This window comes from Bittarella sp. HCP28S3_D9, assembly GCF_052065655.1.
Classification (GTDB): Bacteria; Bacillota; Clostridia; order Oscillospirales; family Ruminococcaceae; genus Bittarella; species Bittarella massiliensis.
Genome location: NZ_JBQHTP010000007.1, coordinates 1 through 26986, shown reverse-complemented (window position 1 = coordinate 26986; position 26986 = coordinate 1). Strand labels below are relative to the sequence as shown.

Annotated in this window: 32 protein-coding genes; 27 read left to right on the top strand and 5 right to left on the bottom strand. The window is 55.0% G+C overall.

The annotated features are described in order from the left end of the window. Positions 1 to 108: 108 nt before the first annotated feature. The 19 genes from ACTNAU_RS05460 to ACTNAU_RS05370 all read left to right on the top strand — a co-directional run bounded on the left by ACTNAU_RS05460 (position 109) and on the right by ACTNAU_RS05370 (position 15224). Positions 109 to 1494 carry a ParB/RepB/Spo0J family partition protein gene (locus ACTNAU_RS05460; RefSeq protein WP_441097845.1) on the top strand — a complete coding sequence of 462 codons (1386 nt, stop codon included), beginning with the start codon at positions 109 to 111 and terminating at the stop codon, positions 1492 to 1494. Between the two features lie 295 nt (positions 1495 to 1789). Further along, a complete protein-coding gene (locus ACTNAU_RS05455; protein WP_007488156.1) occupies positions 1790 to 2131 on the top strand; it encodes a DUF7768 domain-containing protein in 342 nt (113 codons plus the stop codon). A 1-nt stretch (position 2132) separates the two neighbouring features. After that, positions 2133 to 2837 (top strand): antirestriction protein ArdA, encoded by a 705-nt coding sequence (locus ACTNAU_RS05450; protein ID WP_441097804.1) that lies wholly within the window; start codon positions 2133 to 2135, stop codon positions 2835 to 2837. 27 nt (positions 2838 to 2864) lie between these two features. Continuing rightward, a complete protein-coding gene (locus ACTNAU_RS05445; RefSeq protein ID WP_441097803.1) occupies positions 2865 to 3371 on the top strand; it encodes a PcfB family protein in 507 nt (168 codons plus the stop codon). Then, entirely contained in the window at positions 3358 to 5193 is a 1836-nt protein-coding gene (locus ACTNAU_RS05440) for a VirD4-like conjugal transfer protein, CD1115 family (protein ID WP_441097802.1), read from the top strand. Before ACTNAU_RS05445 ends, ACTNAU_RS05440 begins: the two co-directional genes overlap by 14 nt. Positions 5194 to 5288: 95 nt before the next feature. Further along, on the top strand, positions 5289 to 5501 hold the full coding sequence (locus ACTNAU_RS05435; RefSeq protein WP_055152389.1) for a Maff2 family mobile element protein: 213 nt from the start codon (positions 5289 to 5291) through the stop codon (positions 5499 to 5501). A gap of 11 nt (positions 5502 to 5512) precedes the next feature. Continuing rightward, positions 5513 to 6379 carry a VirB6/TrbL-like conjugal transfer protein, CD1112 family gene (locus ACTNAU_RS05430; protein WP_441097801.1) on the top strand — a complete coding sequence of 289 codons (867 nt, stop codon included), beginning with the start codon at positions 5513 to 5515 and terminating at the stop codon, positions 6377 to 6379. Between the two features lie 15 nt (positions 6380 to 6394). After that, on the top strand, positions 6395 to 6646 hold the full coding sequence (locus tag ACTNAU_RS05425) for a hypothetical protein (protein ID WP_148317328.1): 252 nt from the start codon (positions 6395 to 6397) through the stop codon (positions 6644 to 6646). Then, a complete protein-coding gene (locus ACTNAU_RS05420) occupies positions 6636 to 7430 on the top strand; it encodes a DNA-methyltransferase (protein WP_441097800.1) in 795 nt (264 codons plus the stop codon). Before ACTNAU_RS05425 ends, ACTNAU_RS05420 begins: the two co-directional genes overlap by 11 nt. Positions 7431 to 7447: 17 nt before the next feature. Continuing rightward, the gene (locus ACTNAU_RS05415) at positions 7448 to 8011 is read left to right on the top strand and encodes an MT-A70 family methyltransferase (RefSeq protein ID WP_441097799.1); all 564 of its coding nucleotides are present in this window, start codon (positions 7448 to 7450) and stop codon (positions 8009 to 8011) included. A 2-nt stretch (positions 8012 to 8013) separates the two neighbouring features. Continuing rightward, positions 8014 to 8409 carry a PrgI family protein gene (locus ACTNAU_RS05410; RefSeq protein WP_082419229.1) on the top strand — a complete coding sequence of 132 codons (396 nt, stop codon included), beginning with the start codon at positions 8014 to 8016 and terminating at the stop codon, positions 8407 to 8409. Between the two features lie 31 nt (positions 8410 to 8440). Next, on the top strand, positions 8441 to 10726 hold the full coding sequence (locus tag ACTNAU_RS05405) for a VirB4-like conjugal transfer ATPase, CD1110 family (protein WP_441097844.1): 2286 nt from the start codon (positions 8441 to 8443) through the stop codon (positions 10724 to 10726). Continuing rightward, the gene (locus tag ACTNAU_RS05400; protein ID WP_441097798.1) at positions 10707 to 12458 is read left to right on the top strand and encodes a C40 family peptidase; all 1752 of its coding nucleotides are present in this window, start codon (positions 10707 to 10709) and stop codon (positions 12456 to 12458) included. Before ACTNAU_RS05405 ends, ACTNAU_RS05400 begins: the two co-directional genes overlap by 20 nt. A 13-nt stretch (positions 12459 to 12471) precedes the next feature. Then, the gene (locus ACTNAU_RS05395) at positions 12472 to 12723 is read left to right on the top strand and encodes a DUF4315 family protein (RefSeq protein ID WP_087232213.1); all 252 of its coding nucleotides are present in this window, start codon (positions 12472 to 12474) and stop codon (positions 12721 to 12723) included. A gap of 122 nt (positions 12724 to 12845) precedes the next feature. Further along, a complete protein-coding gene (locus ACTNAU_RS05390; protein WP_441097797.1) occupies positions 12846 to 13499 on the top strand; it encodes a DUF4366 domain-containing protein in 654 nt (217 codons plus the stop codon). A 177-nt stretch (positions 13500 to 13676) separates the two neighbouring features. Continuing rightward, a complete protein-coding gene (locus ACTNAU_RS05385) occupies positions 13677 to 14045 on the top strand; it encodes a cysteine-rich VLP domain-containing protein (RefSeq protein WP_441097796.1) in 369 nt (122 codons plus the stop codon). A gap of 120 nt (positions 14046 to 14165) precedes the next feature. Continuing rightward, complete coding sequence (locus tag ACTNAU_RS05380) at positions 14166 to 14705, top strand: hypothetical protein (RefSeq protein WP_441097795.1); 540 nt, start codon at positions 14166 to 14168, stop codon at positions 14703 to 14705. A gap of 10 nt (positions 14706 to 14715) precedes the next feature. Beyond that, complete coding sequence (locus tag ACTNAU_RS05375) at positions 14716 to 14880, top strand: hypothetical protein (protein ID WP_164510431.1); 165 nt, start codon at positions 14716 to 14718, stop codon at positions 14878 to 14880. After that, the gene (locus ACTNAU_RS05370) at positions 14877 to 15224 is read left to right on the top strand and encodes a plasmid mobilization protein (protein ID WP_022512589.1); all 348 of its coding nucleotides are present in this window, start codon (positions 14877 to 14879) and stop codon (positions 15222 to 15224) included. The genes ACTNAU_RS05375 and ACTNAU_RS05370 overlap by 4 nt, the downstream gene beginning before the upstream one ends. Before the next feature lie 109 nt (positions 15225 to 15333). Here ACTNAU_RS05370 and ACTNAU_RS05365 read toward each other — a convergent pair whose 3' ends face one another. Both ACTNAU_RS05365 and ACTNAU_RS05360 read right to left on the bottom strand, forming a co-directional pair. Beyond that, on the bottom strand, positions 15334 to 16023 hold the full coding sequence (locus ACTNAU_RS05365; RefSeq protein WP_441097794.1) for a hypothetical protein: 690 nt from the start codon (positions 16021 to 16023) through the stop codon (positions 15334 to 15336). A 3-nt stretch (positions 16024 to 16026) separates the two neighbouring features. Then, on the bottom strand, positions 16027 to 16923 hold the full coding sequence (locus tag ACTNAU_RS05360; protein WP_441097793.1) for a hypothetical protein: 897 nt from the start codon (positions 16921 to 16923) through the stop codon (positions 16027 to 16029). Positions 16924 to 17190: 267 nt separating this feature from the next. On the opposite strand from ACTNAU_RS05360, the gene ACTNAU_RS05355 reads away from it, so the two are divergent. Then, positions 17191 to 18537: a relaxase/mobilization nuclease domain-containing protein gene (locus tag ACTNAU_RS05355; protein WP_441097792.1), complete on the top strand. Its 1347-nt coding sequence runs from the start codon at positions 17191 to 17193 to the stop codon at positions 18535 to 18537. 190 nt (positions 18538 to 18727) lie between these two features. Here the strand turns inward: ACTNAU_RS05355 and ACTNAU_RS05350 are convergent, their stop codons facing one another. Further along, positions 18728 to 19090, bottom strand: a complete 363-nt coding sequence (locus ACTNAU_RS05350; protein ID WP_430667077.1) for a helix-turn-helix domain-containing protein — start codon at positions 19088 to 19090, stop codon at positions 18728 to 18730. A gap of 81 nt (positions 19091 to 19171) precedes the next feature. After that, positions 19172 to 19720 carry a PadR family transcriptional regulator gene (locus ACTNAU_RS05345; protein WP_441097791.1) on the bottom strand — a complete coding sequence of 183 codons (549 nt, stop codon included), beginning with the start codon at positions 19718 to 19720 and terminating at the stop codon, positions 19172 to 19174. Between the two features lie 114 nt (positions 19721 to 19834). On the opposite strand from ACTNAU_RS05345, the gene ACTNAU_RS05340 reads away from it, so the two are divergent. The 6 genes from ACTNAU_RS05340 to ACTNAU_RS05315 all read left to right on the top strand — a co-directional run bounded on the left by ACTNAU_RS05340 (position 19835) and on the right by ACTNAU_RS05315 (position 24324). Beyond that, the gene (locus tag ACTNAU_RS05340) at positions 19835 to 20305 is read left to right on the top strand and encodes a hypothetical protein (RefSeq protein ID WP_110441896.1); all 471 of its coding nucleotides are present in this window, start codon (positions 19835 to 19837) and stop codon (positions 20303 to 20305) included. A gap of 490 nt (positions 20306 to 20795) precedes the next feature. After that, positions 20796 to 21206 (top strand): sigma factor-like helix-turn-helix DNA-binding protein, encoded by a 411-nt coding sequence (locus ACTNAU_RS05335; protein ID WP_441097790.1) that lies wholly within the window; start codon positions 20796 to 20798, stop codon positions 21204 to 21206. A 350-nt stretch (positions 21207 to 21556) separates the two neighbouring features. Next, entirely contained in the window at positions 21557 to 21757 is a 201-nt protein-coding gene (locus ACTNAU_RS05330; RefSeq protein WP_021903912.1) for a hypothetical protein, read from the top strand. A 109-nt stretch (positions 21758 to 21866) separates the two neighbouring features. Further along, on the top strand, positions 21867 to 22040 hold the full coding sequence (locus ACTNAU_RS05325) for a hypothetical protein (protein WP_022200308.1): 174 nt from the start codon (positions 21867 to 21869) through the stop codon (positions 22038 to 22040). 84 nt (positions 22041 to 22124) lie between these two features. Beyond that, positions 22125 to 23606, top strand: a complete 1482-nt coding sequence (locus ACTNAU_RS05320; protein ID WP_441097789.1) for a recombinase family protein — start codon at positions 22125 to 22127, stop codon at positions 23604 to 23606. Positions 23607 to 23808: 202 nt separating this feature from the next. Next, positions 23809 to 24324, top strand: a complete 516-nt coding sequence (locus ACTNAU_RS05315) for a hypothetical protein (protein WP_441097788.1) — start codon at positions 23809 to 23811, stop codon at positions 24322 to 24324. A 302-nt stretch (positions 24325 to 24626) separates the two neighbouring features. Here ACTNAU_RS05315 and ACTNAU_RS05310 read toward each other — a convergent pair whose 3' ends face one another. Further along, a complete protein-coding gene (locus ACTNAU_RS05310) occupies positions 24627 to 25817 on the bottom strand; it encodes a sigma-70 family RNA polymerase sigma factor (RefSeq protein WP_441097787.1) in 1191 nt (396 codons plus the stop codon). 973 nt (positions 25818 to 26790) lie between these two features. Here ACTNAU_RS05310 and ACTNAU_RS05305 point away from each other — a divergent pair. Continuing rightward, on the top strand, positions 26791 to 26986 hold a 196-nt coding region (locus ACTNAU_RS05305; protein WP_441097786.1), incomplete at its 3' end, for a hypothetical protein.

The window sequence follows — 26986 nt, the reverse complement described above, 5'->3', positions numbered from 1 at the left end:
GAAGCTCCGGCCCCGTCCGGGCCGGGCGATCCGCCTGCGCCGAAGCACACCGAGGGGCCCGCTGTCCCTGGTGGAGATCAGACGGCCCCCGCTCATGTGGAGCCCGCCATGCCGGAAAAAACGGAGGGGCCCATCAAGCCAGAGCAGTCTGTTATCCCTGGTATGGGTGAGGACACTCCCGCGCCGTCCGGCAAGGTGATCAACCTCTCGGACATCCAGGCCGCTGATAAGGGCGGTAAGGAGGCTTCTGCTCCCACCCCGGAAAAGAAAGCGCCGGAGGCGGATAAGCCGCCGAAGCGCCGGGGCCGCCCGCCGAAAGAGCAGACCGGGCCGACTGTGGAGAAAAAGTCGAAAGCGGCGGAGCCCCGCACAGGCCGCCCGTCTAAGGTTGACAAGGCGGCCCGTGAGGAGGCTCCGCCCTCTGTTCGGGACAAAGTGTCCAGAGGTAAGAAAGCCGACAAGGGCAAGGAAACGGGTTCCGGCGGTGCGCCTGCGTCTAAATCCGCTAAGACGGTAAAGCCGGGCAAGACCGCTCCCGTCAAGGAGGCGGCAGTCCCGCCGCCGGAGATCAAGCTGCCGCCCACGCCGGAGGTGCCGCCCCGCCCGGTGGAAGAGGGAAAAATCGTCTATTTGAAGATGTCGGAGCTCCATCCGTTCCATACGTTCCGGGAACACCCCTACAAGGTGCAGGACGATAAGGCGATGGACGATCTGGTGGGGACGATCAAGGAACACGGCATTATGACACCCGCCACTGTCCGCCCGGAAAAGGACGGCAAGGGCTATGAGATTATCGCGGGCCACCGCCGCCATCATGGTGGTGCGCGGGCCGGGCTGGAGGAAATGCCCTGTATCGTCCGGGAAATGACCGATCTTGAAGCTGTCCGGGAAATGCGGAACAGCAATAAACAGCGCGGCGATCCGCTCCCCAGCGAACTGGCAAAGCTCCTGGATTTGGAGGTGGAGGCCATCAAGCGCCAGGGGGCCCGCCCGAAAACGGAGAAAGAGGCTGAGGCCCTGGGTAAGCTCTCCGTGGAGATCGTGGGTAAGGATCACGACATGAACTATAAAAAGGTCATGCGGTATATCCGCCTTAATTCCCTGGTGCCGGAGCTTCTGGACAAGGTGGACACAAAGCAGATGGGCTTTATGCCTGCGGTGGAGATCTCGTATATCAGGCCGGAAAACCAGCGGCTGATTGCCGTTTCCATTGACGGGGAGCAGTCCTCCCCCTCGGTGGCCCAGGCGAAGCGGCTCCACGAGCTGGACAAGGAGGGCAAGCTCAACGGCGATGTGATTGACGGTATTTTGAGTGAAGAAAAAAAGGAGGATCGCGGTGTGATTATTTCGACTGCTGAACTGTCTAAGTATTTCGGCAAGGAGGTCACTCCTGCCAAAATGAAGGAGCAGATCATGGCCCTGCTGGACGAGTGGAAAGAGAAACAGCCGCCCGAACTGGCGAAGCCGGACAAGAAAAAGGACTTGGAGAAGTAACCGGGCCCCGCTTCTGGACACTTTGTCCAGAGGTAAGCGCCCCGCGCTTGGGATGGGCTCTGTGGTGATATATCCCCCGTCGCCGCCTCTATTCCTGCACAGCCGGGAGTGGGCCGTCAAGGGTGCAACGCACCGCCGCTCGCGGCGGCTTGCCCTTGACGGTCTGCCCCGGCTGTGCTACCTCCAGCGGCGCGGCGGGGGTATATATCCTCCAGAGCCGCCCCCTTTCCCTGGGATAGGGAAAGGGCGGGGGGATAGGGTCGAACTACCTATTATAATATCGGAGGTGTTGATGATGAAACGATCCCTTGCTTATATTACCGCCGCATGGCGCGGCGATCCTGCGGTGGACATGGAGCAGGCGGCGCATTACTGCCGCGTGGTCTACGATGCGGGCTATTCCCCCATCTGCCCCATGCTCTATCTGCCGCTGTTCCTCAATGACGCGGTGCCGGAGGAGCACAAGAACGGCATCGACATGGGCCGTGACCTGCTCCGGCGTTCCCGTGTGCTGGTGGTGTGCGGCCATACGATCACCGAGTCCATGAAAAATGATATTGCCGTGGCCCAGCGGCTGGGGATCACCGCTACCACCCTTGAGGGCATCCTGACCGTCAAGGGACAAGGCCGCCGCTGATATGGCGTCCCTGTTTGAAGCCTACATCACCAACCTGGGAAAATACAACGAGGGCGAGCTGGTCGGTGAAACCTTGAAATTTCCCACTACCACGGAGGAGGTGCAAGGACTTCTGAAGCGCATCGGCGTGGACGGGGTGCGGTACGAGGAATTTTTTATTACCAGCTTTGACGGTGATGTGCTGGGGCTCTACGACTACTTAGGCGAATATGAAAACCTGGACGAGCTCAACCATCTGGCCTGCCTGCTCTCCGAGCTGGATCAAGGCGACTTGGAAAAGTTTGAGGCGGTCATTGACAGCGGCGGGCATACTTCCAGCGTGGCCGATCTCATCAACCTCACACAAAATCTGGATTGCTTTGAATTTTATCCCGATATTGAAAATGAGGAGGATTTAGGCCGCTATTTTACGCAGGACTTGCCGATCCCGGAGGAGCTCAAAGATTACTTTGATTATGAGGCTTACGGACGGGATTTTCTAATCAATGAGGGCGGCCATTTGGCTCCTGGCGGCTATATCGTCCAAACCAGCGGTGACTTCAAGGAATTTTATCACGGGATCGAGGACATTCCCGCCGAGCACAAGGTTTTCGCGTTCCCGCAGCTCTCGGTGCGGGAACAGATGGCGGCTTACAAAGAAATTATTGACGGCTCCTCCCTGGAGGGCTATCGGAAGATCGCCAAAAAGGAGCATGAGGAGCGATAGCGGCACTTCTGGACAGTTTGTCCAGAGGTGCTTTTTTCACGGAAAGGAGGGATACGGCTGATTGATGAGGACGTTTCCAGACGTACCATAGCAGTTTCCATCAAGGCGACGAAACTCACGGGCCGGGTGCTGGCCCAGGCGTGTCTGGCGGTGGGCCGGAAGATCAAGAAAGCGCACCGGGCCCGCCAGACACCCCACGGCAAACAGACGGTGCGCCAGCTCATGGGCCACGGGGCCGCCACGAACAGCATCGAGGTGGAGTCCCCAAAGGACTTTGACCGGGTAGCCCGGAAATGGAATGTGGACTATGCTTTTTATAAGACCGGGCCGGACAAGTACCTGCTGTTTTTCAAAAGCGGGCAGGCCGACGCCATCACCGCCTGTTTTTCGGAATATTCCCGGCGCGTGATGAAGCGTTCCAAGTCCCGGCGCGTCCCGATCCGGGAACAGCTCAAACGGGCCGCCGCTGAACTGGCCCGCCAGCCGTCCTACAAGAAAGAACGTGCAAGGGAGGCGGTGCATGAGGACAGATAGTATTAAGAAATATGTGATACCCAACATCCCGTACCTGTTTATTCTGTGGGCCTGCCTAAAGCTGGGGACGGCCTACCGCCTGGCTCCCGGAGCGGACTTTGCTCACAAGCTGATGGGCCTGGGCCAGAGCATCGGCCCGGCCTTTGCCGACTTTGCGCCGGGGCTCCACCCCCTTGACTGGCTCATCGGCATTGTGGGCGCGGTGGGCTTCCGCCTGCTGATCTATATGAAAAGCAAGAACGCAAAGAAATTTAGGCGGGATGAAGAATACGGGTCGGCCCGCTGGGGCACCGAAAAAGACATCAAGCCCTTTGTCGATCCGAAGTTTGAGAGCAACGTCATTTTGACAAAGACGGAGTTTCTCACCATGAACACCCGGCCTAAAAACCCGGCCAACGCCCGCAACCTCAACTCTTGTATCATCGGCTCGTCCGGGTCAGGCAAAACCCGCTTCTGGCTCACGCCCCAGTTACTCCAGGCGCACAGCTCCTATGTGTGCGTCGATCCAAAAGGCGGGGTGCTCTCCCAGGTGGGGGCTTTCCTGCAACGCCGGGGCTATCAGGTCAAAGTGTTCAACAGCATCGACTTTTCAAAATCCATGCACTACAATCCGCTGTCCTACATCCACAATGAGGCCGACATCCTAAAGTTTGTCGATACCCTCATAGCGAACACCAAAGGCGAGGGCAAGGAGGGCGATCCGTTCTGGACAAAGGCAGAAACGCTCCTTTATTGTGCGTTGATTGCCTATATCATCTTTGAAGCTCCTGCCGAGGATCGGAACATCAATACCCTGGTGGACATGATTTCCGGCATGGACGTGAAAGAGGATGACGAGTCCTATATGAACGCGGTGGACTATATGTTCAAGGGCCTGGAAAAGCGCAAGCCGGATTGCTTTGCCGTGAAGCAGTACAAAAAATATAAGCTGGCCAGCGGCAAGACTGCGAAAAGCATTTTGATTTCCTGCGGCTCCCGGCTGGCCCCCTTTGACATCCCCCAGCTCCGGGAGATCATGAGCTATGACGAGCTGGAGCTTGACCGCATCGGGGATCGGAAAACGGCGGTTTTCTTCACCATTTCAGACACCACCCCGACTTATAACTTCATTGTTGCCCTGGCCTTTTCGCAGATGTTCAATCTTCTGTGTGAACGGGCGGACAATGTTCACGGGGGCCGCCTGCCCCATCATGTGCGGGTGCTGTGGGACGAGGCGGCCAACACGGGGCAGGTGCCCTCCCTGGAGAAGCTGGTGGCCGTGATCCGTTCCCGCGAGGTAAGTCTGTGCCTGTTCTATCAGCAGTACGCGCAGTGCAAGGCCATTTACAAAGACAACGCGGAAACGATCTTAGGCAACATGGACAGCGTGATCTTCCTGGGCGGGCGGGAAAGCTCCACTATCAAGGAAATATCCGAGAACTGGCTGGGAAAGGCCACAATTTCCATGCAGACCGAGGGCCGCTCCCGTGGGCAGTCGGAAAGCTACAACCAGAACACCCAGCGGCTGGGCCGGGAGCTGATGACCCCCAGCGAGCTGGCTACCATGCCGGGCGACAAGTGCATTTTGCAGTTGCGGGGTCTGCCCCCGTTCTTTTCGTCCAAATATGATTTGAAACAGCACCCGAACTACAAGTACACGGCTGAGGCCGATAAAAAGAAAAACGCCTTTGACCTGGATAAGCTCATCAACCGCCGCAGGAGGCCTGGGCTTAACGAGGCTTGTGAGGTGTACGAGGTAGACGTATCCGAAGCGGGGCCCGTAAGCGAGGACGAGGACATCCTCAACTACGACGACGTGGACGATCCGGATGCCTATGTATAAATCACTTCTGGACAAAGTGTCCAGAGGTCGCAACCTGCCGCCCAAACGGGCGGCTTTTTTCATGGCCGGGACAATCCCGGAGAAATGGAGGATATATGGAATTTTTTGCTTCTGCTATCACGACTTTGCAGACTCTCGTTGTTGCGCTGGGCGCTGGCCTGGGCGTGTGGGGCGTTGTCAACCTGCTGGAGGGCTACGGATCGGACAACCCTGGCTCCAAAAGCCAGGGTATGAAGCAGCTCATGGCGGGCGGCGGCATCATCCTGCTGGGCACCACCCTGATCCCTCTGCTGAGCGGCTTGTTCTAAGGTAACGGCCTATGGATTTTCTCACCGACTGGCTCACGGACTGGCTCAAAGAGCTGTTGATTGGCGGGATCATGGGGAACCTGGAGGGGCTCTTTGATTACGTCAATACCCAAGTCGGAGAGATCGCGGTACAGGTGGGGACTACCCCGGCGGCGTGGAACGCCGAGGTATTTTCCCTCATCCGCCAGCTTTCCGAAACGGTGATTTTACCGATTGCTGGGCTGGTACTGACCTTTGTTGCCACCTATGAGCTCATTCAGATGCTTTTGGAAAAGAACAATATGCACGAGTTTGACGTGGCGAATATCTACAAATGGATGTTCAAAACGGCTTGTGCTATCTTCATTCTCTCAAATACTTTTGACATTGTGATGGCCGTCTTTGACGTGTCGCAGACAGTGATTGCCCAGGCGGGCGGCCTGATACAGGGCTCCACGGACATCACGCCGGATATGATGACAGAGCTTCAAACCACCCTGGAGGGGATGGACTTAGGGCCGCTTCTCGGCCTGTGGCTCCAGTCCTCGATCATCGGCGTTACCATGTGGGCGCTGGGCATCGTCATTTTCGTTCTGGTCTATGGGAGAATGCTGGAAATATATTTGCTCACCAGTTTGGCCCCGATCCCTATGGCAACCATCTCCCACCGGGAGGTGGGCCAGATGGGGCAGAACTATCTGCGCTCCCTGTTTGCCGTTGGCTTCCAGGGGATGCTCATTCTGGTGTGCGTTGCAATCTATGCGGTGCTGATCCAGGGAATTGCCACGGGCGGAGATCCCATCGGGGCGATCTGGGGCACCGTGGGCTATACGGTTTTGCTCTGCTTCATGCTGTTCAAAACCGGGACAATAGCGCGCAGCATCTTTAGCGCGCACTAAAGAAAGGGGTGTTATATGCCGAGAAGATATGGGCCCGACGGGACGCGCCTGTGGTATGGGAAAGCGCCGGAGGACTTTAACAAGGCCGATGTTGCCCGCTTCATGGCGGAAACGGAGGCCGTTTTACAAAAGCGGGAATTGCTGGGCGGCAGGGATGACGCAAAGACGATTGCCCAGCAGTTAGCCGAGGGGCGGGCGCAGGCCGCCCGTGAGAACGCCGCCCGGCCCGCCCCGGCAAAGGGCAAGGAGGCCAGGAATGACCGATAAGGGCACCTCTGGACAAAGTGTCCAGAAGTCCCCGGAACCCCCGGAGGGGCTGTTCCTCATGGATGGCATCGAGGGCCTGCGCTCCCTGCCCCGCCATTCTGTGGATATGCTCTTGACCGATCCGCCCTACGGCACAACCCGGAACTTTTGGGATGTGCCCCTGCCGCTCCCGGAGCTGTGGGAGGCGGTGAAATGGGCGGTCAAGCCGGACGGCGCGATCCTGTTTTTCGCGCAGTGCCCCTATGACAAGGTGCTGGGGGCATCCAACCTGTCCATGCTCCGCTATGAGTGGGTGTGGTACAAAAGCCGCTCTACGGGCTTTCTCAATGCCCGCCGCGCCCCGCTGAAAAAGACGGAGAACATCCTGGTATTCTACCAGAAGCTCCCTCTTTACAACCCGCAGTTTGAACAGGGCAAGCCCTACAAGCGGAGTCTGACCAACAACGGGGACAGCCCGAACTATGGAAAATTCGTCCGTACCACGGGCGGCTCGGAGGACGGCCTGCGCTTTCCGGGGAATGTGCTCACGTTCCCCACCGTCCAGCGTACCGTCCACCCCACGCAGAAGCCGGTGGCCCTGTGCGAGTATTTCATCAAGACCTATACGCGGCCCGGCGAGCTGGTGGCGGACGTCTGCACGGGCTCCGGCACAACGGCGGTGGCCGCTCTCAATACGGGCCGCCGCTTCATCTGTTTTGAAACCGTCCCGGCCTACTATGCCGCCGCCAGTGAGCGCATCCGCGTGGCGGGCGCGGCGGTGGAGGCCGGGGAGAAAGGAGTGTAATTATCGGGAAATATTCTGTGATCTACGCCGATCCCCCCTGGCGGTATGCTCAAAAGGGCTTGCAGGGGGCGGCGGAAAAACACTACCCCACAATGGGGATTGACGAGTTATGCACGCTCCCGGTGGCGGATCTGGCGGCCCCGGACAGCGTGCTTTTTTTGTGGGCTACGTTCCCGCAGCTTGCGGAGGCCCTACGGCTGATCAAGGTGTGGGGCTTCACTTACAAGAGCGTTGCTTTCGTCTGGCTGAAGAAAAACCGCAAGTCCGAGGGCTGGTTCTACGGCCTGGGCTTCTGGACGCGGGGCAACGCGGAGATCTGCCTGCTGGCAACGCGAGGACACCCAAAGCGGCAGGCGGCAAACGTCCACCAGTTTATCATTTCCCCCATCCAGGAGCACAGCCGCAAGCCGGAGGAGGCCCGTGATAAGATCGTGGCCCTCATGGGCGACGTGCCCAGGGTGGAGCTGTTCGCCAGACAGTCCCCGCCCGGTTGGGACGTGTGGGGGAACGAGGTGGAAAGCACCATCCCGGACTTCTGGACAAAGTGTCCAGAGGTGGCCGGGCCGGAAAGGAGTGAGTAAAAATTCCCTATGTAAATGTCCCCAACGACTTATCCAAAATCAAGACCAAACTTGCCTTTAACCTGACAAAGCGCCAGCTTGTGTGCTTCGGGATTGCGGCGGCGGTGGGCATCCCGTCCTACCTGCTGGCCCGGAGCGCCATCGGCAACACGGGAGCCATGTTCCTGATGATGGGGGTGGCGCTCCCGGCGTTCCTGCTGGCGATGTACGAAAAAGACGGGCTCCCCTTTGAAAAGGTGGTGCGGAACGTCCTGCGGGCAAAGTTCCTGCGGCCTGGGGTGAGGCCCTACCAGACGGAAAATATCTATGCCCCGTTTACCCAGCGGGGCGCTGTGAGAAAGGAGGATGCGATTGCAGAACGCAAAAAGCCCAAAGCGCGGCCCCGGAAAGGCCGCTAAACGGAAAGCGGCGCTCTCCGCCCAGCAGACGATCCCCTATCTGGTGATGCACCCGGACGGGGTGTGCCAGCTCCCCGGCGGGCTCTACACAAAGACGGTGGAATATGAGGACATCAATTATTCCGTGGCAAGCACCGAGGATCAGACGGCGATTTTTGGCGGGTGGAGCTCGTTCCTCAACTACTTCGACAGCTCCCTGCCGTTCCAGCTCTCCTTTATCAACCGCCGCTCCCGTTCCCGGAGCAAGTACAAGGTAAACATTCCCCCGGCCCAGGATGACTATGACAGCATCCGGGCGGAGTTCACGGGGATGTTAAAAAGCCAGATTGCCAAAAGCAACAACGGCATCGAGCGGTCAAAATATATCACGTTCGGCCTGCCCGCCGAGGGGATCGCGGAGGCCCGCCCCCGCCTGGAACGAGTGGAGGCCGATGTGACAGGCAACCTCAAACGGCTGGGCGTCCCCTCTGTCCCGATGGACGGACAGGCGCGGCTGGCCCTGCTCCACGGCCAGATGCACCCCGGCAACCGGGAGCAGTTCCGCTTCTCCTGGCAGGACATCCCCAAAACCGGGCTTGGCACAAAGGACTATATCGCGCCGGACAGCTTCGACTTCCGGCAGTCCCGGACGTTCCGCATCGGCCAATACTGGGGCGCGGCATCCTACTTGCAGATTTTGGCGTCCGAGCTCTCCGACAAGCTCCTGGCGGAGATCCTGGAGCTGGATGCGGAAATGACGGTTACGCTCCATATTCAGACGGTGGATCAGCTCAAGGCCATTAAGACCATCAAGGGCAAGCTCTCCGACATCGGCAAAATGAAGGTGGAGGAACAGCGCAAGGCGGTGCGGGCCGGGTACGATCCCGACATCCTGCCCCCTGACCTGATTACGTTCAGCAAGGACGCGGCGGAGCTCCTGGCTGACCTGCAGTCCCGCAACGAGCGGATGTTCCTCTTGACGTTTACGGTTATCAATATCGCGCCCACCCGCCAGAGGCTGGAAAACGATGTGTTCACGGTGGGCGGTATCGCGCAGAAATACAACTGCGCTTTGAAGCGGCTTGACTGGCAACAGGAGCAGGGCTTCGTGTCCTCGCTGGCCCTGGGATATAACGAGGTGGAAATCCAGCGGGGCATGACTACCAGCTCCACGGCGATCTTTATCCCCTTTATGACCAGGGAGCTGCGGATGGCCGGGCCGTCCCTCTACTACGGCATGAACGCCCTTTCCCACAACGTCATCATGGCTGACCGCAAAAAGCTGAAATCGGCCAACGGCCTTTATCTCGGCTCCACGGGCTCCGGCAAATCATTTGCCGCAAAGCGCGAGATCATCAACGTGTTTCTTGCCATCCCCAAAGACCGCATTATCATTGTCGATCCGATGGGGGAATATGCCCCGCTGGTGCGCAGGCTGGGCGGCCAGGTGGTGGAGATTGCTCCCGGCTCCCCCAGCCATATCAACCCGATGGACATCCAGCTTGATCTGGACGATGACGAAAGCCCGCTTTCCATGAAAGCGGATTTTTTGTTGTCCCTGTGCGAGCTGGTGGTAGGCGGCAAGGACGGTTTGCAACCCATCGAAAAGACGGTGATTGACCGCTGTGTGCGGCTCATTTACCGGGACATGGCCCTGGGCCTGGGGGACGGTAAACCGCCCTTGCTCCAGGACTTGTACGAGGAGCTTCTCAAACAGCCGGAGCCGGAGGCCCGCCGGGTGGCAACCGCCCTGGAGCTCTACTGTACGGGCTCCCTTAACCTGTTTAATCACCAGACCAACGTAAAACTGACGGCGCATATTGTCTGCATCGTCCTCAAAGGGCTGGGAGAAAACCTCCGCAAGATCGCCATGCACGTTACCAACGACTTTGTAACTTCGGCAGTCAATGTGAATTTCCACAGCGGCGTTTCTACCTGGTGCTACTTTGACGAGTTCCACATCCTGCTCCGGGACGCGCTGACCGCCAGCTACTTTGTGGCGGTGTGGAAGATGCTCCGCAAAAAGGGCTGTGTGCCCTCAGCTTTAACGCAGAATGTCAAAGACCTTTTGGCCAGCCGGGAGATCGAGGCCATTCTGGACAACACCGACTTTATGATCCTGCTGTCCCAGGCCCAAAGTGACCGGGCGATTTTGGCGAAACAGCTCGGCATTTCCGAGCATCAGCTCTCCTACATCACCCACTCCAATTCCGGCGAGGGCCTGCTGTTCTATGGCGATGTGACCATCCCCTTTGTGGATCGGTTCCCCCGTGGGGAGATCTATAACCTGCTGACCACGCGCCCGGAGGACTTGAAGAATGAAGCGAAAACCGAATAAACCCGAACAAGAGCCCAGGGAGCGCCCCGGCTCCTGGGAGGAGCCCGCCGATCCCGGCGGCGCTTCTTCCGGGGGCGCTGGGGGCAGCTCCCCAGGCGGTGCCGGGACAGAGGGCACTTCTGGACAAAGTGTCCACAAGTCAAAGTTTCGGCAGAAAAGCAAGCAGGAGCAGGCTGCCGCTTCTAAGCTCCGCATGGAAAAGCGCGGGGAAAAGCTGGAGGCGACCAAAGACAAGCTGGCAAAACAGAAGCCCCCGAAAAAGCCAGGCCCCATCCGGCGGGTGGGCCGCGCCGCTGGCGGGGCCGCCCACGGTTTTGTGCATGGGAAGATTTATGAGAACGAGCAGGAAAACGTGGGCATCGAGGGGGCTCACCGCTCTGAGCTGGTGGGCGAGTCCGCCCTGCGGCATGGCTCCCGGTTTGTGAAGCGGAAAGTCCGGGAACACCCGGCAAAGGCCGTCCAGCGGGCCGAGTCCAAATATGTCAAGGCCACGGCGGACTATCACTTCCGCATGGCCGCCCAGGAGCACCCGGAAATGTCCGGCAACCCGGTTTCCCGGATGTGGCGCAAGCACCGCTTGAAAAAGCAGTACCAGAAGCGGGCGCGGGAGGCGGTCAAGACCGGGGCGGCAGGCGCGGCGAAAAAGACCGTCGCCGCCACGGAAAAGGCCGGGGCAAAGGCGGTGGGCTTTGTGAAGCGGCATCCCGTGGGGGTGGTGCTGGCCCTGGCCTGCGTTCTCCTGCTCTTTATGATGCAGTCCTGTTCGTCCTCCCTGGTGACGCTTGGCAACGCCGGGGCAGGCGCGGTGGGCGCGACTACCTACCCATCCCAGGACGAGGAAATGCTGGCGGCGGAGTCGGCTTATGTGGGGCTGGAAGCGGAGCTTGCGGACTACCTGGACAGCTACGAAAGCACCCACGACTATGACGAGTACCACTTCGACTTGGACAGCATTGAGCACGATCCCTATGTGCTGATCTCCATTCTGTCTGTGCTCCATGAGGGGGAATGGACGGTGGACGAGGTGCAGGGAACGCTGGAAACCCTCTTTGACCGCCAGTACATTCTCACCGAAGATGTGGTGGTTGAGGTGCGCTATCGGACGGAAAGCCGGACGGACAGTGAGGGCAACTCCTACGATGTGGAAGTCCCCTACAATTACTACATCTGCTATGTGACGCTGGAAAACCGCAACCTGTCCCATCTGCCCCTGGAAATGATGAACGAGGAGCAGATGTCCCGGTATTCCCTCTATATGTCTACCCTGGGAAACCGGCCTGACCTGTTCCCGGAGTCGGCCTATGTGGGGAAATACGTTACCAACCCGCCCGCCGGATATGACGTGCCGGGGGAATATCTGGACGATGAAACCTTTGCGGCCATGCTCACCGAGGCAGAGAAATACCTGGGCTATCCCTATGTGTGGGGAGGTTCCAGTCCGGCCACATCCTTTGACTGCTCCGGCTTCGTGTCCTGGGTCATCAATCACTCCGGCTGGAATGTGGGCCGCCTGGGGGCCAAGGGGCTCTATAACATCTGCACCCCTACCAGCAATCCAAAGCCCGGCGATCTGGTGTTCTTTGTCGGCACCTATGACACGGCGGGCGTATCCCACTGTGGCATCTATGTAGGGGACGGGATGATGATCCACTGTGGCGATCCCATCCAATATGCAAATCTGAATACAAGCTACTGGCAATCCCATTTCTACGCCTACGGGCGTTTACCCTGACAAGGAGGTATCTATGGCGGTAAGCAAAAGCCAGAAAATCCAGGCCGAGATTGATAAGGTCAAGGCCAAAATCAGCGAACAGCAGGCCCGGCTCAAGGAGCTGGAAAAGAACAAGCAAGAGGCCGAAAACAGCGAGATTGTAGACATCGTGCGGGGCATGAGTATTTCCCTGGAGGAGCTCCCCCTGGTGCTCCAGCGGCTCCGGGACGGCACTTCTGGACAAAGTGTCCAGAAGTCCGAGGACGGCGGAAAGGAGGAAAATTGAAGATGAAACGCTTTCGGGTGATGGCGGCGGCGCTGTGTGCCGCCGTTCTTTTATGCGGATTTAGCGTCCCGGCGTATGCCTATGCGGACGGCGGCGAGGGCGCGGACTATGGCGATCCCACCATGACCGAGGAAACCCAGGCCCCGGAGCCGGAGCCCACCATCGAACCGGGTGAGGGCTTTTCGGAGGAGGGCAACCTTGTAACCCGCGATCTGCTCTATGACGAGCACACCAACAAGCAGTTTATTACGGTGCAGACGGCGGGCGGGAACACCTTTTACATCGTCATTGACTACGACAAGCCCGTGGACGAGGAGGGCGAGCAGTATGAAACCTACTTCTTCAGCGTGGTAGACGAGGCCGATCTGCTGGCCGCAGCCGAGGCCGCCGGGGTGGAGCAGGCGGTCTGCTCCTGCTCTGAAAAATGCGCGGCGGGTGCCGTGAATACGGAGTGCGCGGTCTGCTCAGTCAATATGGAAAAATGCGTGGGCGTGGAGCCGGAGCCCGTGGAAACCGAGGAACCTGCCCCGGAGGAGGCCGAGCCGGAAACGGGCGGCAATACGGGGATGCTCCTGGCGGTGCTGGCCGTGGCCTTAGTGGGCGGCGGCGCGGCGTTCTATTTCAAGGTACTGCGCCCCAAACAGCAGAAAGCCGCCGAGCCCCAGGAGGACTATGGCGACGAGCTCCCGGACTATGACGGGCCGGACGGCTACGGGGACGAGGACGGCCCGCCCTGGGACGAGGAGGATGATGACGGAGAGGAGGCGGACAAATGAGGTTTACCGACAGCCCCTTTGAAAAAATGATGAAGCAGAAGCCCCGTCCCCAGGCCCCGGCCCCGGCGAAGCCGCCCAGGGGCTCCCGGTGCTCCGGGTGCCCCTACTGGCGGGGCATCGGCTGTGTGTCCTGCTACCGGGAACTTTTGAAAGCCCCGGCTGGCGGGAGGTGACGGCTTGGCCCGTGAACTGACACGCGAGGAAAAAAAGAAAATCCGCGCCCTGGTGGTAAAGTGGTGCGCCAACTATGACAAGGAATACGGGTGCCTGCCCCTGGAGTGCGAGTGCTATATGTTCGGGAAATGCTGGACGGGCGCATACTGCCGCTATTTCCGGGAGGCCGTCCTGCCCCTTGATCCGGCGCTGGAGGCGGCCCTCTTGACCGAGGGGCCCAGGCCGGAGTTTAAGCCCTGCCCCATCTGCGGCGGGGCCGTTGCCCCGGATCGGCGGCAGGCATACTGCTCGGCGGCCTGTGCAAAGAAGGCCCACCGCCGACAACAGCGGGAATATATGCGGAAAAAGCGGGGCTGGGGTGTTGACAATTAGGCCCCGGAAAATCCCCGGTTTACAAGGCTTTCCGTGGCCGTTTTCGGGGCAGGCCGTATGTTTCTACGGTCTGCCCCTGTTTGGCCCGGATGCTGTCAACATTTTGGAAAGGAGGCGTTTATGCGAAAGCCGGAGGAATATAAGTATTACTCCACCCAGCGGCCTGTTTCTATTGGCACATTTCCAAAAGACCATTTCAAGGCCCCGATCCGTCTGCAAAACTATGATGGCCGGCTCCCGGTAGAGGGCGGCGCGTTCCGGGCCTGGGGCGAGGTGGTATATGATACGCCGCTGACCGAGGGGGAGCTGCGGAGCTATGAGCTCCGGCCCTCCCGCAACAATCCAGACATCCGGCGGCAGATGGACGCTCAGGCCCAGGTGGTAGGAAAATGGGAGGACGCTCACCGCGTCCCGGATCAAAAGCGGCTGACCTGGTTTTACCCGGACTTCGGCAGTTATGTGGCAAAAGAATACGTCACCCCGGAGCAACTGGCCAGCTTTGCCCGTGGCGTGGAACGCCAGGAGGCGGCGCGGGCCCACAAGGAGGCCAAACGCCAGCCCCCGATTGCGGAGCAACTGAAAGCGGCCCAACGGGAGACCCAGGAGCACCGGACCCCGGACGGCCCAAAAAAGAAAGCCCCTGACCGGGGCGACAGATAGGAGGACTGTTATGGAAAAGAAGCGTGAGCAGGATTTTGCAAACCAGGAAGCTCTGCGGCTCTCCGGGGTATTTAATACGCCGATCCCCGCCCAGCCCCCGGAACGGGAAAAGGCGCTGGACAAGGTAAAGGAACCGCCCCGCGTCTGCCGGAGCCTGGAACGGGAGGAGCGGTGACAAAGAAACGCCGCCGCCCCATCCATCTCCATGTGATGGTGTCCGAGGAGGAGCTGGCGCTGATCCGGGAGCGCATGGCAGAGGCGGGCATCCGCAATATGGGGGCCTATATGCGGAAAATGGCCCTCAATGGGTATGTGCTCCATGTTGACCTGTCGCCTGTCCAGGAGCTGGTGTCGCTCCAGCGGCGGTGCTCCAACAATCTAAACCAGGTGGCGATCCAGGCGAATACCTACGGCGGAATTTACCCGGAGGAGATCACAGCCCTCCAGCGGGACTATGAAAAGCTGTGGCGGCCCCTTTCCGATCTGCTGGAAAAGCTCTCCGCCATTGTGCGGCTCTGACCTGCCGAAAAGATATACAAAGCCGCCCTGCTTTTATCCAAACCGTCTAATAGCAGGGCGGCTCAAGTAAATTTACCCATCGTCGAATAGGAACAAATAATCCCTACTATTAGGTGTTATCCGTATGCAAATCATAGGCTACAACATTCATTGCAAAACGTCGGCCCTTAATATGAGCTGAAATATTTGTAATTAAAAGCATACAAATCAGATATACAACAGATTCTACATTCCAGTAAAATACAGAGAGAACACTACAGGAAATTACATAACATATGACAATAATGATCGTTGATATGTAAAGATCCCTGCATAGAAGATAGTCCCTATTGGAAACAAATATCATGGGTATGTCGCGATAGCGATTATATATTCTATACCAATGATCGTTTTCATAGCGATATTTTTTTTGCATATCTGTTGGCATACCATCATAAATCTTTTTATATTTTTCAAGCAAATGTTCTGTTGAAAAACGCAAGTCGGTATTATTCTTTTTAAGTGTACTAAATATCGTTTCTCCGGGTAAATGCCCCCAGAAGTATAGCATTTTCATTTTTATGCTACTGCTAAATAGCGCATCCGCTAAAAAAGCGAATATATAAATAGTTGAGGATAATAAAGATATATCAACTAATTTGACAAACGCATCAATCCAAGGGATTTGAAAATTGAGAAAATCAGGTAAATCGGATAATAAGATTAGAACAAAAATATTAGCAATGATATACATTTTTTGCTCTTTATCTCGATAATCTTTAATATTATTCATTGCTTCTCGCCCTATTCTTTGATTCAATTATTATTTATTATGAGTATCAAATGAGCCAATATAATATTCATTGGCTCTGTCAGCACATCCTTCATCTGTTAAGTAACCAACTGAATAGTTGGAACTTGACACAAAAACATGCACTTTTCCAGTGTTACATTCAAAAACAATATTATGCGCAGAATTTTGAGTAATTGTATTATATCCTTTATAGTAGTCTAACATTGTAGAGTCGGCCTCACCAATGACAATAATCTTTGGGTCGATAGCAGATAACCAATTTGATGGTAGCTTTCCGCTGCTTCTGCCGTGATGAGGTGCAAACACGATGTCTGCCTTAGGCAAAGAAATTTCATCACTAATTGTATTCATAAACTCAGATTCTAAATCTCCAAACCATAAGGCAACAACACCATTTTCAAGTGAATATTTTATAATGGGAGAAATATTATTCGCGTTTCCGCCATCTTTCGCAATTTTTAGCTGTTCTTTGAATTGTGTATTTTCTGTATCTGGCCATAAAATATTTATTCCAGAACATCTTCTTTCTTCGCTATTTTGATTCATCCACTTTCGGCTACACCCTTTATAAATATAAAAAGCCTTTTTTGTATCATCTCTCAAACTGCAATAATGTTTGAAGGATTCTGAGTCATCTGTTTTCGTAGCTTCATTTTTAACACAGTAAAAATTGTAAATATGGAATCTTTCATCAAAATACTCAATCCCATGAAAATGATCTTCATCAGGGTGAGTAGAAATAAACCGCATTATCCCTTTACTTCCACCAATCTTACATATTTCGTCCATGATTTCTTCTTTTTGTTCGCTGTCCAAATTACAATCAATAATACTAAAATTATCTGACCCATGCTCAATATAGAACATATCCCCATTTCCAACAGAAAATGACTTAATGATACTCATATTTTCACCTTTCCTTGAAACATTCTTTCAGTTTTCAAATATTATGGTATAACCCCTGTTTGATACAGTAGAAAATTGTCATTTTTAGTGTATCACATCGCTTTCTCACATACAAGACTTTAAAAACTCTTATCGACAAGTTGAATTTTATAGCAATCCAAACTTCTGGACAAAGTGTCCAGAAGTGCTGGGAAAGGAGGTGCAGCTATCGCTACAACTTATATCCGGCCCTACAAGGTGGCGGCGGGAAAAACGGCTGTCCAGACGATGGAGGATCGGTTTGCCTACGGGCTTAATCCGAAAAAGCTGGGGGCCGTGTCTGCCTACCTCTGCGATCCGGCGTCGGCCCCGGCTGAGTTTCTTCTGACAAAGAGCCAGTACCAGGCGGAAACGGGCCGGGCCGTGGAGCGCGGGGCCCTGTTCTTTCAGATCCGGCAGGCGTTCCCTCCCGGCGAGGTCACGCCGGAGGAGGCAAACAAAATCGGCTATGAAACAGCCATGCGCTGGACAAAAGGCAAGTACCAGTTTTTCGTTTGTACCCATATTGACAAGGGGCATCCGCATAACCATATTTATTTCAATTCCACGGCTCAGGACTGCTCCCGGAAGTTTCATAACTTCATCGGTTCGTCTTTTGCTCTGCGGCGGCTCTCTGACCGGGTGTGCATTGAGCATGAGCTTTCTGTTGTCCAAAATCCGAAACAACACAGCAAGGGCCGCTTTCTCCATTATGGCCAGTGGATCGGGGAAAAACCACCCTCTGCAAAACAGCGGGTGCGGCTGGCTATCGTGGAGGCCCTGGGGCAACGGCCCGCTGACTTCCCGGCGTTCCTGCGGCTTATGGAGGAGTCCGGCTTTCAAGTAAAGCATGGGCGGGGCGGCGCGATCTCGTTCCTGGCCCCTGGGCAGGATCAGTACACCCGTCTGCGGGCATCCACCCTGGGCCCTGGTTTCGATCCGGATGACATCCGGGCGGTAATTGCCGGGGAGCGTCCCATCCCGGAGCTCCCGAAGGACGGCCCGGCTCCGCCCCAGCGTGTCAATCTGATTATCGACATTAGGGAGCGCATGGCCCAGGGCAAGGGGCCCGGCTATGAGCGGTGGGCCAAAGTTTACAACCTCAAACAGATGGCCGCCGCGCTCCAGTACCTCCGGGAACACGATCTGATGGATTATGACGCGCTGGCCGCCAGCACCGAGGCGACGGTGGATCGCGCCCACAAGCTGGCCGGGGAGCTGCGGGACACAGAGGCGGCCCTCTCTAAAACTTCTGAGCTCATGGGCGCGGTGGTACAGTATGCAAAGACGCGCCCTGTGTTCGACGGCTACAAGGCGGCCCGGTATTCTAAAAAGTACCTGGCCCAGCACGAGGCAGAGCTGGCTGACTACCGGGCGGCCAAAGCTACTATGAGCGATCTTTTAGGCGGGGCGAAGCTCCCGAAAATGGATGCGCTGAAAAAGGAGCGCCGGGAGCTCTCCGAAAAGAGAAAGGCCCTTTATGCGGAATACCGCAAGGCCCAGGCGGAAATGCGGCAGGCCGTGGCGGTCAAGGCGAACATTGACCATCTGCTCGGCCATACGGATGGGCGTGAAAATAAGGCCCAGGAGCGATAGCTCCGGGCCGCAGACAACCAGGGACTTCTGGACAAAGTGTCCAGAAGTCCGGCGGGTTTGGGGAGCTCCCCAACAAGCATTTTCACGGGCCTGCGGCCTGTGAAAATTTCGGAGTGTGGCCACACCCGAATTGCTTGCCGAAACGCGCAATCCCCGAAGTGGCGCGAAAAAACGGAGGCATACGCTTTTCTTACGCATCCTCCGTTTCACGGGCTTTTTGCAGTCCCTCTGCTGTGTATTTCATTACGGTTAGTTCTTTTTCGTCCATTGAATTGAGCATAACATCTATCTGCTTCCGGCAGGTGCTCTCTCCGTTGAGCTTGTCCGGGAAAAAGAATTGATCCACGGAAATTTCCAGCAGGGTGACAAGCTGGTAAAAAACATTGAGGCTTGGTTTCTGGCCCCGGTTCTCCATATACATGATGGAGCGCGGGGTGCGATCCACAAGCTGAGCCAGGTACTCCTGCGTCCAGCCTTTTGCTTCCCGTTTGCGTTTGATCTCACGGCCCAGGGCATGAAAATCAAGATGTTTGTCGTATTGGTACATTCTCATATCACCCTATATTATTCTACATTTCGGGTGAGGCTATGAGAACGAAATATAATTTGACTTAAAGTAGTATTTTATTTCATATTATTGATCGAAAAGCCTGCTTTTATATTTAGCGATCATTTGTTGTGCAACTGTGATTTCAGTTTCAACAATAAGCGCATTGTGCTGCACATTTCCGATGACATAATAGGGAATATCCTTTTCCACTTCCAATTCTTCGATTTGTCTTGTAAGCCCTTTGCTATTTTTTTTCAAATAATCAAGGCGTTCTTCCAAACACTTTATAGCTTCGTCTACTCCAATACTTTCGGCAAAAAAGCTCGCAATCATAAATGGAATAAGATCGTAATCAAAATGAGTAAGAAAAAATTTAATAGCTGTATTCCATTCTTTCGTGCCAGCATCGGTTAGCGAATAAACTGTCTTATCAGGCATATTTCCATCTTTTTGTACTCTGCCAGTGATATATTGTTTTTTTTCTAAGGATTTAAGTGTTGCATAAACTGTGGAGTCTGCAATATCATACCAATCTTTTAATTGAAAGCGCGATAGCATTTTGATAAGTTCATACGCATTAACTGGATGTTTTTGGATTATCCCCAAAATAATAGTTGCCGTTTTCGTAAGCATAGTTTTACTCCCTTGACATTAGTCTTGAATTGTAGTACTCTATATATAGAGTGCTACAACTACATATTAATTTTAGTATATCAGCAAAAGCAAGAAATGTAAAGGAGGAAAACTATGCCGCAATTAAACAAAGGCGGGAAATATGTATTTGGATGGTCAGTAATAGGAGCAGAAGGGACGATACATTTTCCGACAATGGCACTATCTGAATACAATTTGACCAGTGAACCGGAAATCATTATTTTCACTGGTAGTAAAATAACTGGCGGTTTTTGCGTCACAAATCAAAGGATGTTAGCATCTTCAAAATTAAAGCACATCATAGATGATTTGCCGGGATTGACAGGGGAACATTCAGGTAGTGCGGGCCAGTTTATTCCATATAAGGGAAGAAGCTATGCGTGGCTTCCATTATCCAAAGAAGGAACAGTGCAGCTACCCCCAAAAACGCTGAAATTTCTTAATCTTAAAGCCGGTGATCGGTTAATGTCCATTCGTAGTAGCGACATCGCTTTTACAATGGGAGCTAAAGGGCCTCTTATTGAAAAGGGAATGAATTATCCTGGACAGATAGAAGTTTTCTGACTTTTCTAAACCTTACAAGATTTACCGCCCAACGGGATAATAAAAAAACCGTTGTTTCGGCGGCTGGGTATTCATGCGCCAAAACAAAATACAGTAGCCTTACGGCGGTTTTGAAATAACAAATTTCAAGCCGCCGTTTTCTTTTCAAAAAATGAGATTACGGGGGGTGTGTTAAAGTCGCCCTTTTTTAAGGATACGGCGGTGTCCAGGAGGTATCGCCGTGTCCTTTTTCTTTTTCCATCCCCCTAACCTGTCAAAAAAAGCCCACCCGCCCAGCAGGATCAGTCCGGCGGTGGACGCGAAAATTGGCAGTACATAAATGAATTTGTCATTTCATGCGCTTGCGTGGCTTTGCGTCGCGCAGGCGCATTTTGTTTATCCGACTTCTGGACACTTTGTCCAGAGGTGCGGGGCGGCTCCCCTGGGTGCCGCTCTCCGCCAGCCCCCGTTTCGGTCACTCGTTCACCCAACACCGAAACGGAGGTTTATAATGACTACCATCAATCTGAAAGATTTTTATTATTGGTACACGCAGGATCAGTTTATCGAAGTCACCGAGGAAGTGGCCGAGGCGCTCCGGGCCAGCGTCCGCTATGAAGCGGCCTACCAGCGGCGGCTCTCCCGGCACAAGGCGCAGTATTCCCTGGACTGTGAGGACGGGATCGAATACTCCGCCTGCCTGCATGAGCCCACGCCCCAGGAAGTCCTGGAACTCAAGGAGCGGTTTATCCGGCTGTGGAACGCGCTCAATTCCCTGCCGGAGATCCAGGGCCGCCGGATCGACGCTCACATCATTCTTGGCATAAGCATCAAAGCGATTGCCGAGGCCGATGGTGTGCATGAGGAGTCCGTCCGCCAGTCTATCAAGCGGGGCCTGGAACGCATGAAAAAAACTTTTTGATTTTTGCTGTTTCCCCACTTGAAATTGATGTAAAAATGTCTTGGTTATTAGAGAGGGAAAAATAAACCTCTCCGCAACGGAACGGCGGCGGCCCTGAGCATAGCGCGGGGAGCCGGGCGGCGGGTGCGCGGTGACTTCTCTCCACGGAGAACGAGCGATAAACACCAGCGCCGCAGGTGGGCCGGGCCAACCCACGGCCACGATCCGCCATTGGACAGGCTGGCCGCCTGTCCCTCCGGGCCGCCGTTCCCCGTTGCGTGGGGATGCCGCGCCGAGCATGGTTGTCTTTGGACAGGTCAAGGAAACGGGCGCGGCACTCCCTAATTTATCAAGAAAGAGGGGAACGCTCTATGAACTATGATCCAGAACTGGCGGCCTTGCTCTCCCAGCCGTGGAGCAACGATGCCTGCCGGGGGTACGTCATCGCCGCGATGGAGCGATGCGGCTTTAAGCCGTCCGACATTGAACAGGTGATGGTCGAGCTTTACGAGGTATTCGACTATACCACTTTGCAGGAGGCCGAGGCTTACTACGAGCGGAGCCCCTACTAAGTTCCGGACACTTTGTCCAGAGGTACATATCCGGCCAAAGGCCAGCACTTTCCCGGTGCTGGCCTTTGCCATGTTTCAAGACATTCTTTGATTGTATGGGAGGGATTTTATGCAGGCACAGGTCAAATATGAAAGTGAAATCAAAACTGCTGTACTCGGAGATCGCACGATCACTGTCAAAAATCTCACCCCCGTTTTTTCCCCGCAGGAACAGGACAAGCGCAACCGCGAGATTGAGCGGCGGCTGTTTGACGTGTTCCGCAAATATGCCGGGCGGGGGTAGGCCAGAGTCATCCTTGTAGTAAGGGGGCGGCAGAGGTACAATATAATTGTAGGTTGGCTCCCGTTTAACGGAAGGGAGCTAATTATGGATAGTAGAATAGATGCAATTTATGGGCGGCAGTCGATTGACAAAAAAGACAGTATCAGCATTGAAAGTCAGTTTGAATTTTGCCGCTATGAGCTTAAAGGCGGTGAGGGTAAGGAATACAAAGACAAGGGCTACTCTGGCAAGAACATTGAGCGCCCCGACTTCCAGCGGCTTCTGCAGGACATCCGGCTGGGCCTGATTAAGCGGGTGATCGTCTATAAGCTGGATCGGATTAGCCGTTCCATCGTGGACTTTGCAAAGCTCATGGAACTGTTCAAGCAGTATGATGTGGAGTTTGTATCCTGCACAGAAAAGTTTGACACTTCCACGCCGATGGGCCGGGCGATGCTCAATATCTGCATTGTCTTTGCCCAGCTTGAACGCGAAAGCATCCAGATGCGTGTGCAGGACGCTTTCTATTCCCGGTGTACCAAAGGCTACTATATGCGGGGCCGGACGCCATACGGTTTTGATACCGAGCCCATCGTCATGGACGGGATCAAGACAAAGAAGCTGGTGGAAAATGCGGAAATGGATTTTGCCGAGCTGATGTATCAAATGTATGCGGAGCCGGGCAATTCCTACGGCGACATATCCCGGTACTTTGCCGAGAACGACATCAAGGTTTATGACAAGTCCCTAAAGCGCGGGTTTATTGCTCAACTGCTGAGAAACCCCGTCTACGTCCAGGCCGATATGGACATCTACGAATACTTCAAGGCCCAGGGCGTAAAAATCGAAAGTCCCCCGGAAATGTTCACAGGGGACAATAGCTGTTATCTCTATCAAGGGCGCGAGGGCGAGGAGCCGATCCTCGTGATTGCTCCCCACCAGGGGCGCATCCCCTCCCAGCTCTGGCTGACCGTTCAGCGCAAGCTCTCACAAAACACCACATTCCAGAATGGCCGGAAATGCCATAACACATGGCTGGCCGGGAAAATCAAGTGTGGACGTTGCGGCTATGCCCTGGCAAGTCTGAACGCCAGAAATGGTGTCACCTACCTGCGGTGCAAACAACGGGCAGACAATAAGAGTTGCGAGGGAGCTGGTACGCTGACCGCGCAAAGCATGGAGGCGTTTGTTTACGGCGAGATGGTTAAGAAGATGCGGAAATTCCACACGCTGAAAGGCGGTAAGGAACAAAGCTACAATCCGAAGCTGACCGCCGCCCGCGTTGCTCTGGCAAAGACAGAAAGCGAGATCGAGAAACTTCTGGACACTTTGTCCGGCGCTAATCCGCTTCTCCTGCAATACGCAAACACCCGCATTGAGGAACTGGATGCGGAACGGCAGAAACAGCTCCGGCTGGTCGCAGACCTCACCGCTAATTCTGTTTCCGCTTCACAGATTGATAGCATTACGGGCTATCTCGATGACTGGGAGTTCGTGAGCTTTGACGATAAGCGCAAGGTGGTTGATATACTCATATCACAGATTGACGCTACCAGTGAGAGTGTTACAATCCACTGGAAAATCTAAAACCTTTTCACTTGGCATTATGCCCTTGTAAAAAATAGTTTCTGAATATGCAACTGCATCATTACCATCGGAAGCGGTTTGGGCTGCGGTTGACGGTACAGCAATACAGGGTAAGTTGGATATTCACTCGTTAAGAAGTCTGACCGGTGAAGTTTCATCAAAATTAGTCGTTTACACGGAAGATTCCTTTTCAAAAAAATGGATGGAAGCTATTATAAGATTGGATGCACAAATTGCGTTTGATGCGGTCGAAGTGTATCCCATGGGAGGTGACGAAACTGCTGTAAAAGTCAACGAATACCATAATCTTGATCCAAGTAATAAAGTGAAATCCATTTGTATAATTGATGGTGATTCAAGGCAAGTAGAAGATCCAGATAAACTGGTATTTCGCTTGCCAGGAGAAGCTCCAGAATTACATGTTTTCGATGAAGTGTCAGACAAACTGGAAGATTGCGCTCCTATTTTGGCGGTTCGCGTTATGCGTAAATACGCTGATGCTGAAGCGGTAAAAGCAATAATCAAATCAATTAGTAATACAAATAGGGATCATCATTTGATTTTTTCTCAAATAGGAGAAAAAGTCGGCTTTGTCGCAGAAAATATAATAATTGATGCATTTTTAACTACATGGTGTGAACAATATCCTGATGAAGTGGAGCAAATTTTGAATCCAATTAAGAAGTTTTTGCCACATGTATTAGACAAAACGGATTGACCTTTACATATGTTAAGAAGCATCTTCCTGCGTATCAAAAGCGTTTCTCCGACGTCCCCTTTTGAGGTGTCATAACACGCTTATACTGGAAGAGCCCCTGAATGGCATCTAGGAGATCAGCGGGCCGGTCCCGTTTCTCTCCGCCAAAACAGCCCTGAAATCCTGTGATTTCAGGGCTGTTTCTTTGTATTGACTGTCTTTGGGAGAAGGGTCCCTCTCCGGCTTAACTGTGTTGCTTTCTCCAGCGGACTTGACAGTGCTATAAGAGGGGAGAAGGCCTGCGCCTTCCCCTTTTTTATCTCTTACCCCAGCACCTGCAGCGGCCCCTGGGCCCAGTTGCCGGCCAGGTCGCGCACCTTCAGGGTGTAGCGCCCCGGCGGCAGGGAAAAGCGGACGGCATCCTCGCCCTCCGCGTGGGGCTGGGGGGCGTAGACCTCCCCCGTGGGCGCGCAGGCGACGGGGGAGGCCCAGTCCACCCCCGAGCCGCTGTCTTGCAGGGCAATCAGGGTGTCGCTTCCCTCCCTCTCGACCCGGAGCAGGGCGGGGGCCTCGGTGTCCAGGGTGTCCACCGCCACCGAGGTGATGGACAGGCGGCTGCCGGCCGCCGCCTCCACCCGGTAGGTGCCGTTTTGCAGGGCGGTGGCCAGGTAGAGGCCGTCCCCCTGGGGGGCAAAGTCCACCGCGTTTCCCTGGGCGTCGATCAGCCGCACCCGGTCGGCGGTTCGCCCGCCCAGGTGCACGGCGATGGTGGCGGCGTTGGCCGGGGCGCTCACCTGGGCCTCTGCCGACTGGATGGCGGGGGGCAGGGCCTGCCAGACGGCGGCGGTGAGGGCGCCCACCCCCAAAACGGCGGCCGCCGCGGCCCAGCGGGACACCCGGCGGGCCGGTTGGGGGGCGCGGCTCGCCATCCGCACGGCCACCCCCAGGGGCAAAACGGTGAGCAGTCCGCTGCCCAGGGCGGTGCGGAGAGCGCCCTGCGCCTCCCGCAGCAGCCGCTGCACGGTGCTCTGGGAACAGCCCATCTCCCGGGCGGTCTCCGCCAGCTTTTTGCCCTGGTAATAGCGCAGCTGCACCGCCTGGCGCTGGCGGTCAGGCAGGCTGTCCAGGGCGGCCTGCAGCCGCCGCAGTCGGTCGCTGCGGTCGGCCTGGGCCTCGGGGCCGTTCTCCTCCGGCTCGGCCAGGGTCAGCAGGGCCTGCTCCCCTTCGGCGGGGCGCTTCTCCCGCCGCAGCACCGCCAGGCAGGCGTAGTAGGTGGTCTTGTTGAGGTAGGCCACCACCGCCTTGCCCGAGTGGATGTTCCCCATCGACCGGAAAAAGGCGAGATAGCTCTCCTGTACCGCTTCGCCGGCCAACTCCGGGTCCTTTAAAATCCCTAAAGCCCGGCTCTTTTGCAGGGGGGCGGTGGCGTCGTAGAGGGCGCGAAATGCCGCCTCGTCCCCCTGGCGGGCCGCTTCCAGCCACTGGGCAAGCTGCCCGTGCGTTGCCTTTTTCACCTGTTATTTCCCCTTTTTTCGACAAGTCGGTTTTCCCCATTGTAACAAATAAATTTTTCTTTTCAAGTTGTGACCACTTTTTCATCCATCCCTTCTCTTAGAGAAAAGAAGGGGGAGATATGCCGTCCGTTAAGCCCCGATGCGGGCCGGGAGAGGGGCGGCAGTGCCCCCGAACGCGCGACAGAAAAATAATGGAAAAAGGGGAGAGCAGACAATGAGAAAGCAAAAATGGAGGGGACTGCCCGTGCGGCTTGTGGCTTTGGGTTTGGCGGCAGCCCTCTGCCTGGGGATATCCCCTGTTTCGGCCCTGGCCGAGGGGGAGGGGGATCCTTCCGGCGACGACAGCTCCTCGGAGTTTGTGGGGAGCGACTCCTTTGAAAACTTATTTGGTTTCGCAGTAGCTAAAGATCAAAAAGCTTATACTTATCAAAACTTTCTTGCACTGGCAAACCCTCGGAAGAATGACCCCATGACTTATGGCAGTTATAATACAGACGGAAATCTGTACAGTGACTCTCAGGCATATAGTAAGGCAAATATTTCTCTACTTGCAGATTGGGAATTTGTAAGCGATTTTACTATTATTAGTTCAAATGTTTGCAACCATGCGTTTGCAGGTTTTTCAGTGGGGGGCAATTCTGTACGCATTGGAACAAGTCGAGGAAAAAATGAGATTTCTCATTTTGATGGAGGTGCTGATGCTACGGTATTACAGCGCACACCGCTGGATTTAGACAAAGACATAAAAGGAACACATGTTTTAAAAGTGACCTACAAAGCGGATGGGCGAATTCTCACAGTTAGTTATGGACATGAACCAGAGAATGCCTCGGATTTAAAGCCCACTACTTCATGTGCTCTAGGACCTCATGCAAAGGGAGATACAGGAAGCATTGCTTTTCAAGGTCAGATTGGCTGGCCCAAAAGTTCGGCAGTCCCCGAAGGCACTTCTATACAAGGAAATTTTATATCAATGAGGTACACCCACTACACGCCGCAGTTCGTGAGCACCGAGCTTTTGGATGAAGACGGGAACACCATGAGCGACGAGGAGAAGCTGGCCCTGCAGGACGGGGACGTGGTCACCGTCCGCGCCACGGTGAAGAACACCCACCCCGACGCGGGCAACGAGATCGTCTACGACCACCTGACCCTGGTGCCGGAGGACG

Bases quoted from the DNA above. Each gene is read 5' to 3' on its own strand.
- ACTNAU_RS05460 (WP_441097845.1), top strand. From the start codon at position 109: ATGCCGGAAAAAACGGAGGGGCCCATCAAGCCAGAGCAGTCTGTTATC.
- ACTNAU_RS05455 (WP_007488156.1), top strand. From the start codon at position 1,790: ATGAAACGATCCCTTGCTTATATTACCGCCGCATGGCGCGGCGATCCT.
- ACTNAU_RS05450 (WP_441097804.1), top strand. From the start codon at position 2,133: ATGGCGTCCCTGTTTGAAGCCTACATCACCAACCTGGGAAAATACAAC.
- ACTNAU_RS05440 (WP_441097802.1), top strand. From the start codon at position 3,358: ATGAGGACAGATAGTATTAAGAAATATGTGATACCCAACATCCCGTAC.
- ACTNAU_RS05435 (WP_055152389.1), top strand. From the start codon at position 5,289: ATGGAATTTTTTGCTTCTGCTATCACGACTTTGCAGACTCTCGTTGTT.
- ACTNAU_RS05430 (WP_441097801.1), top strand. From the start codon at position 5,513: ATGGATTTTCTCACCGACTGGCTCACGGACTGGCTCAAAGAGCTGTTG.
- ACTNAU_RS05425 (WP_148317328.1), top strand. From the start codon at position 6,395: ATGCCGAGAAGATATGGGCCCGACGGGACGCGCCTGTGGTATGGGAAA.
- ACTNAU_RS05420 (WP_441097800.1), top strand. From the start codon at position 6,636: ATGACCGATAAGGGCACCTCTGGACAAAGTGTCCAGAAGTCCCCGGAA.
- ACTNAU_RS05400 (WP_441097798.1), top strand. From the start codon at position 10,707: ATGAAGCGAAAACCGAATAAACCCGAACAAGAGCCCAGGGAGCGCCCC.
- ACTNAU_RS05395 (WP_087232213.1), top strand. From the start codon at position 12,472: ATGGCGGTAAGCAAAAGCCAGAAAATCCAGGCCGAGATTGATAAGGTC.
- ACTNAU_RS05390 (WP_441097797.1), top strand. From the start codon at position 12,846: ATGACCGAGGAAACCCAGGCCCCGGAGCCGGAGCCCACCATCGAACCG.
- ACTNAU_RS05380 (WP_441097795.1), top strand. From the start codon at position 14,166: ATGCGAAAGCCGGAGGAATATAAGTATTACTCCACCCAGCGGCCTGTT.
- ACTNAU_RS05375 (WP_164510431.1), top strand. From the start codon at position 14,716: ATGGAAAAGAAGCGTGAGCAGGATTTTGCAAACCAGGAAGCTCTGCGG.
- ACTNAU_RS05360 (WP_441097793.1), bottom strand. From the start codon at position 16,923: ATGAGTATCATTAAGTCATTTTCTGTTGGAAATGGGGATATGTTCTAT.
- ACTNAU_RS05355 (WP_441097792.1), top strand. From the start codon at position 17,191: ATGGAGGATCGGTTTGCCTACGGGCTTAATCCGAAAAAGCTGGGGGCC.
- ACTNAU_RS05350 (WP_430667077.1), bottom strand. From the start codon at position 19,090: ATGAGAATGTACCAATACGACAAACATCTTGATTTTCATGCCCTGGGC.
- ACTNAU_RS05345 (WP_441097791.1), bottom strand. From the start codon at position 19,720: ATGCTTACGAAAACGGCAACTATTATTTTGGGGATAATCCAAAAACAT.
- ACTNAU_RS05340 (WP_110441896.1), top strand. From the start codon at position 19,835: ATGCCGCAATTAAACAAAGGCGGGAAATATGTATTTGGATGGTCAGTA.
- ACTNAU_RS05335 (WP_441097790.1), top strand. From the start codon at position 20,796: ATGACTACCATCAATCTGAAAGATTTTTATTATTGGTACACGCAGGAT.
- ACTNAU_RS05330 (WP_021903912.1), top strand. From the start codon at position 21,557: ATGAACTATGATCCAGAACTGGCGGCCTTGCTCTCCCAGCCGTGGAGC.
- ACTNAU_RS05325 (WP_022200308.1), top strand. From the start codon at position 21,867: ATGCAGGCACAGGTCAAATATGAAAGTGAAATCAAAACTGCTGTACTC.
- ACTNAU_RS05320 (WP_441097789.1), top strand. From the start codon at position 22,125: ATGGATAGTAGAATAGATGCAATTTATGGGCGGCAGTCGATTGACAAA.
- ACTNAU_RS05315 (WP_441097788.1), top strand. From the start codon at position 23,809: ATGGAAGCTATTATAAGATTGGATGCACAAATTGCGTTTGATGCGGTC.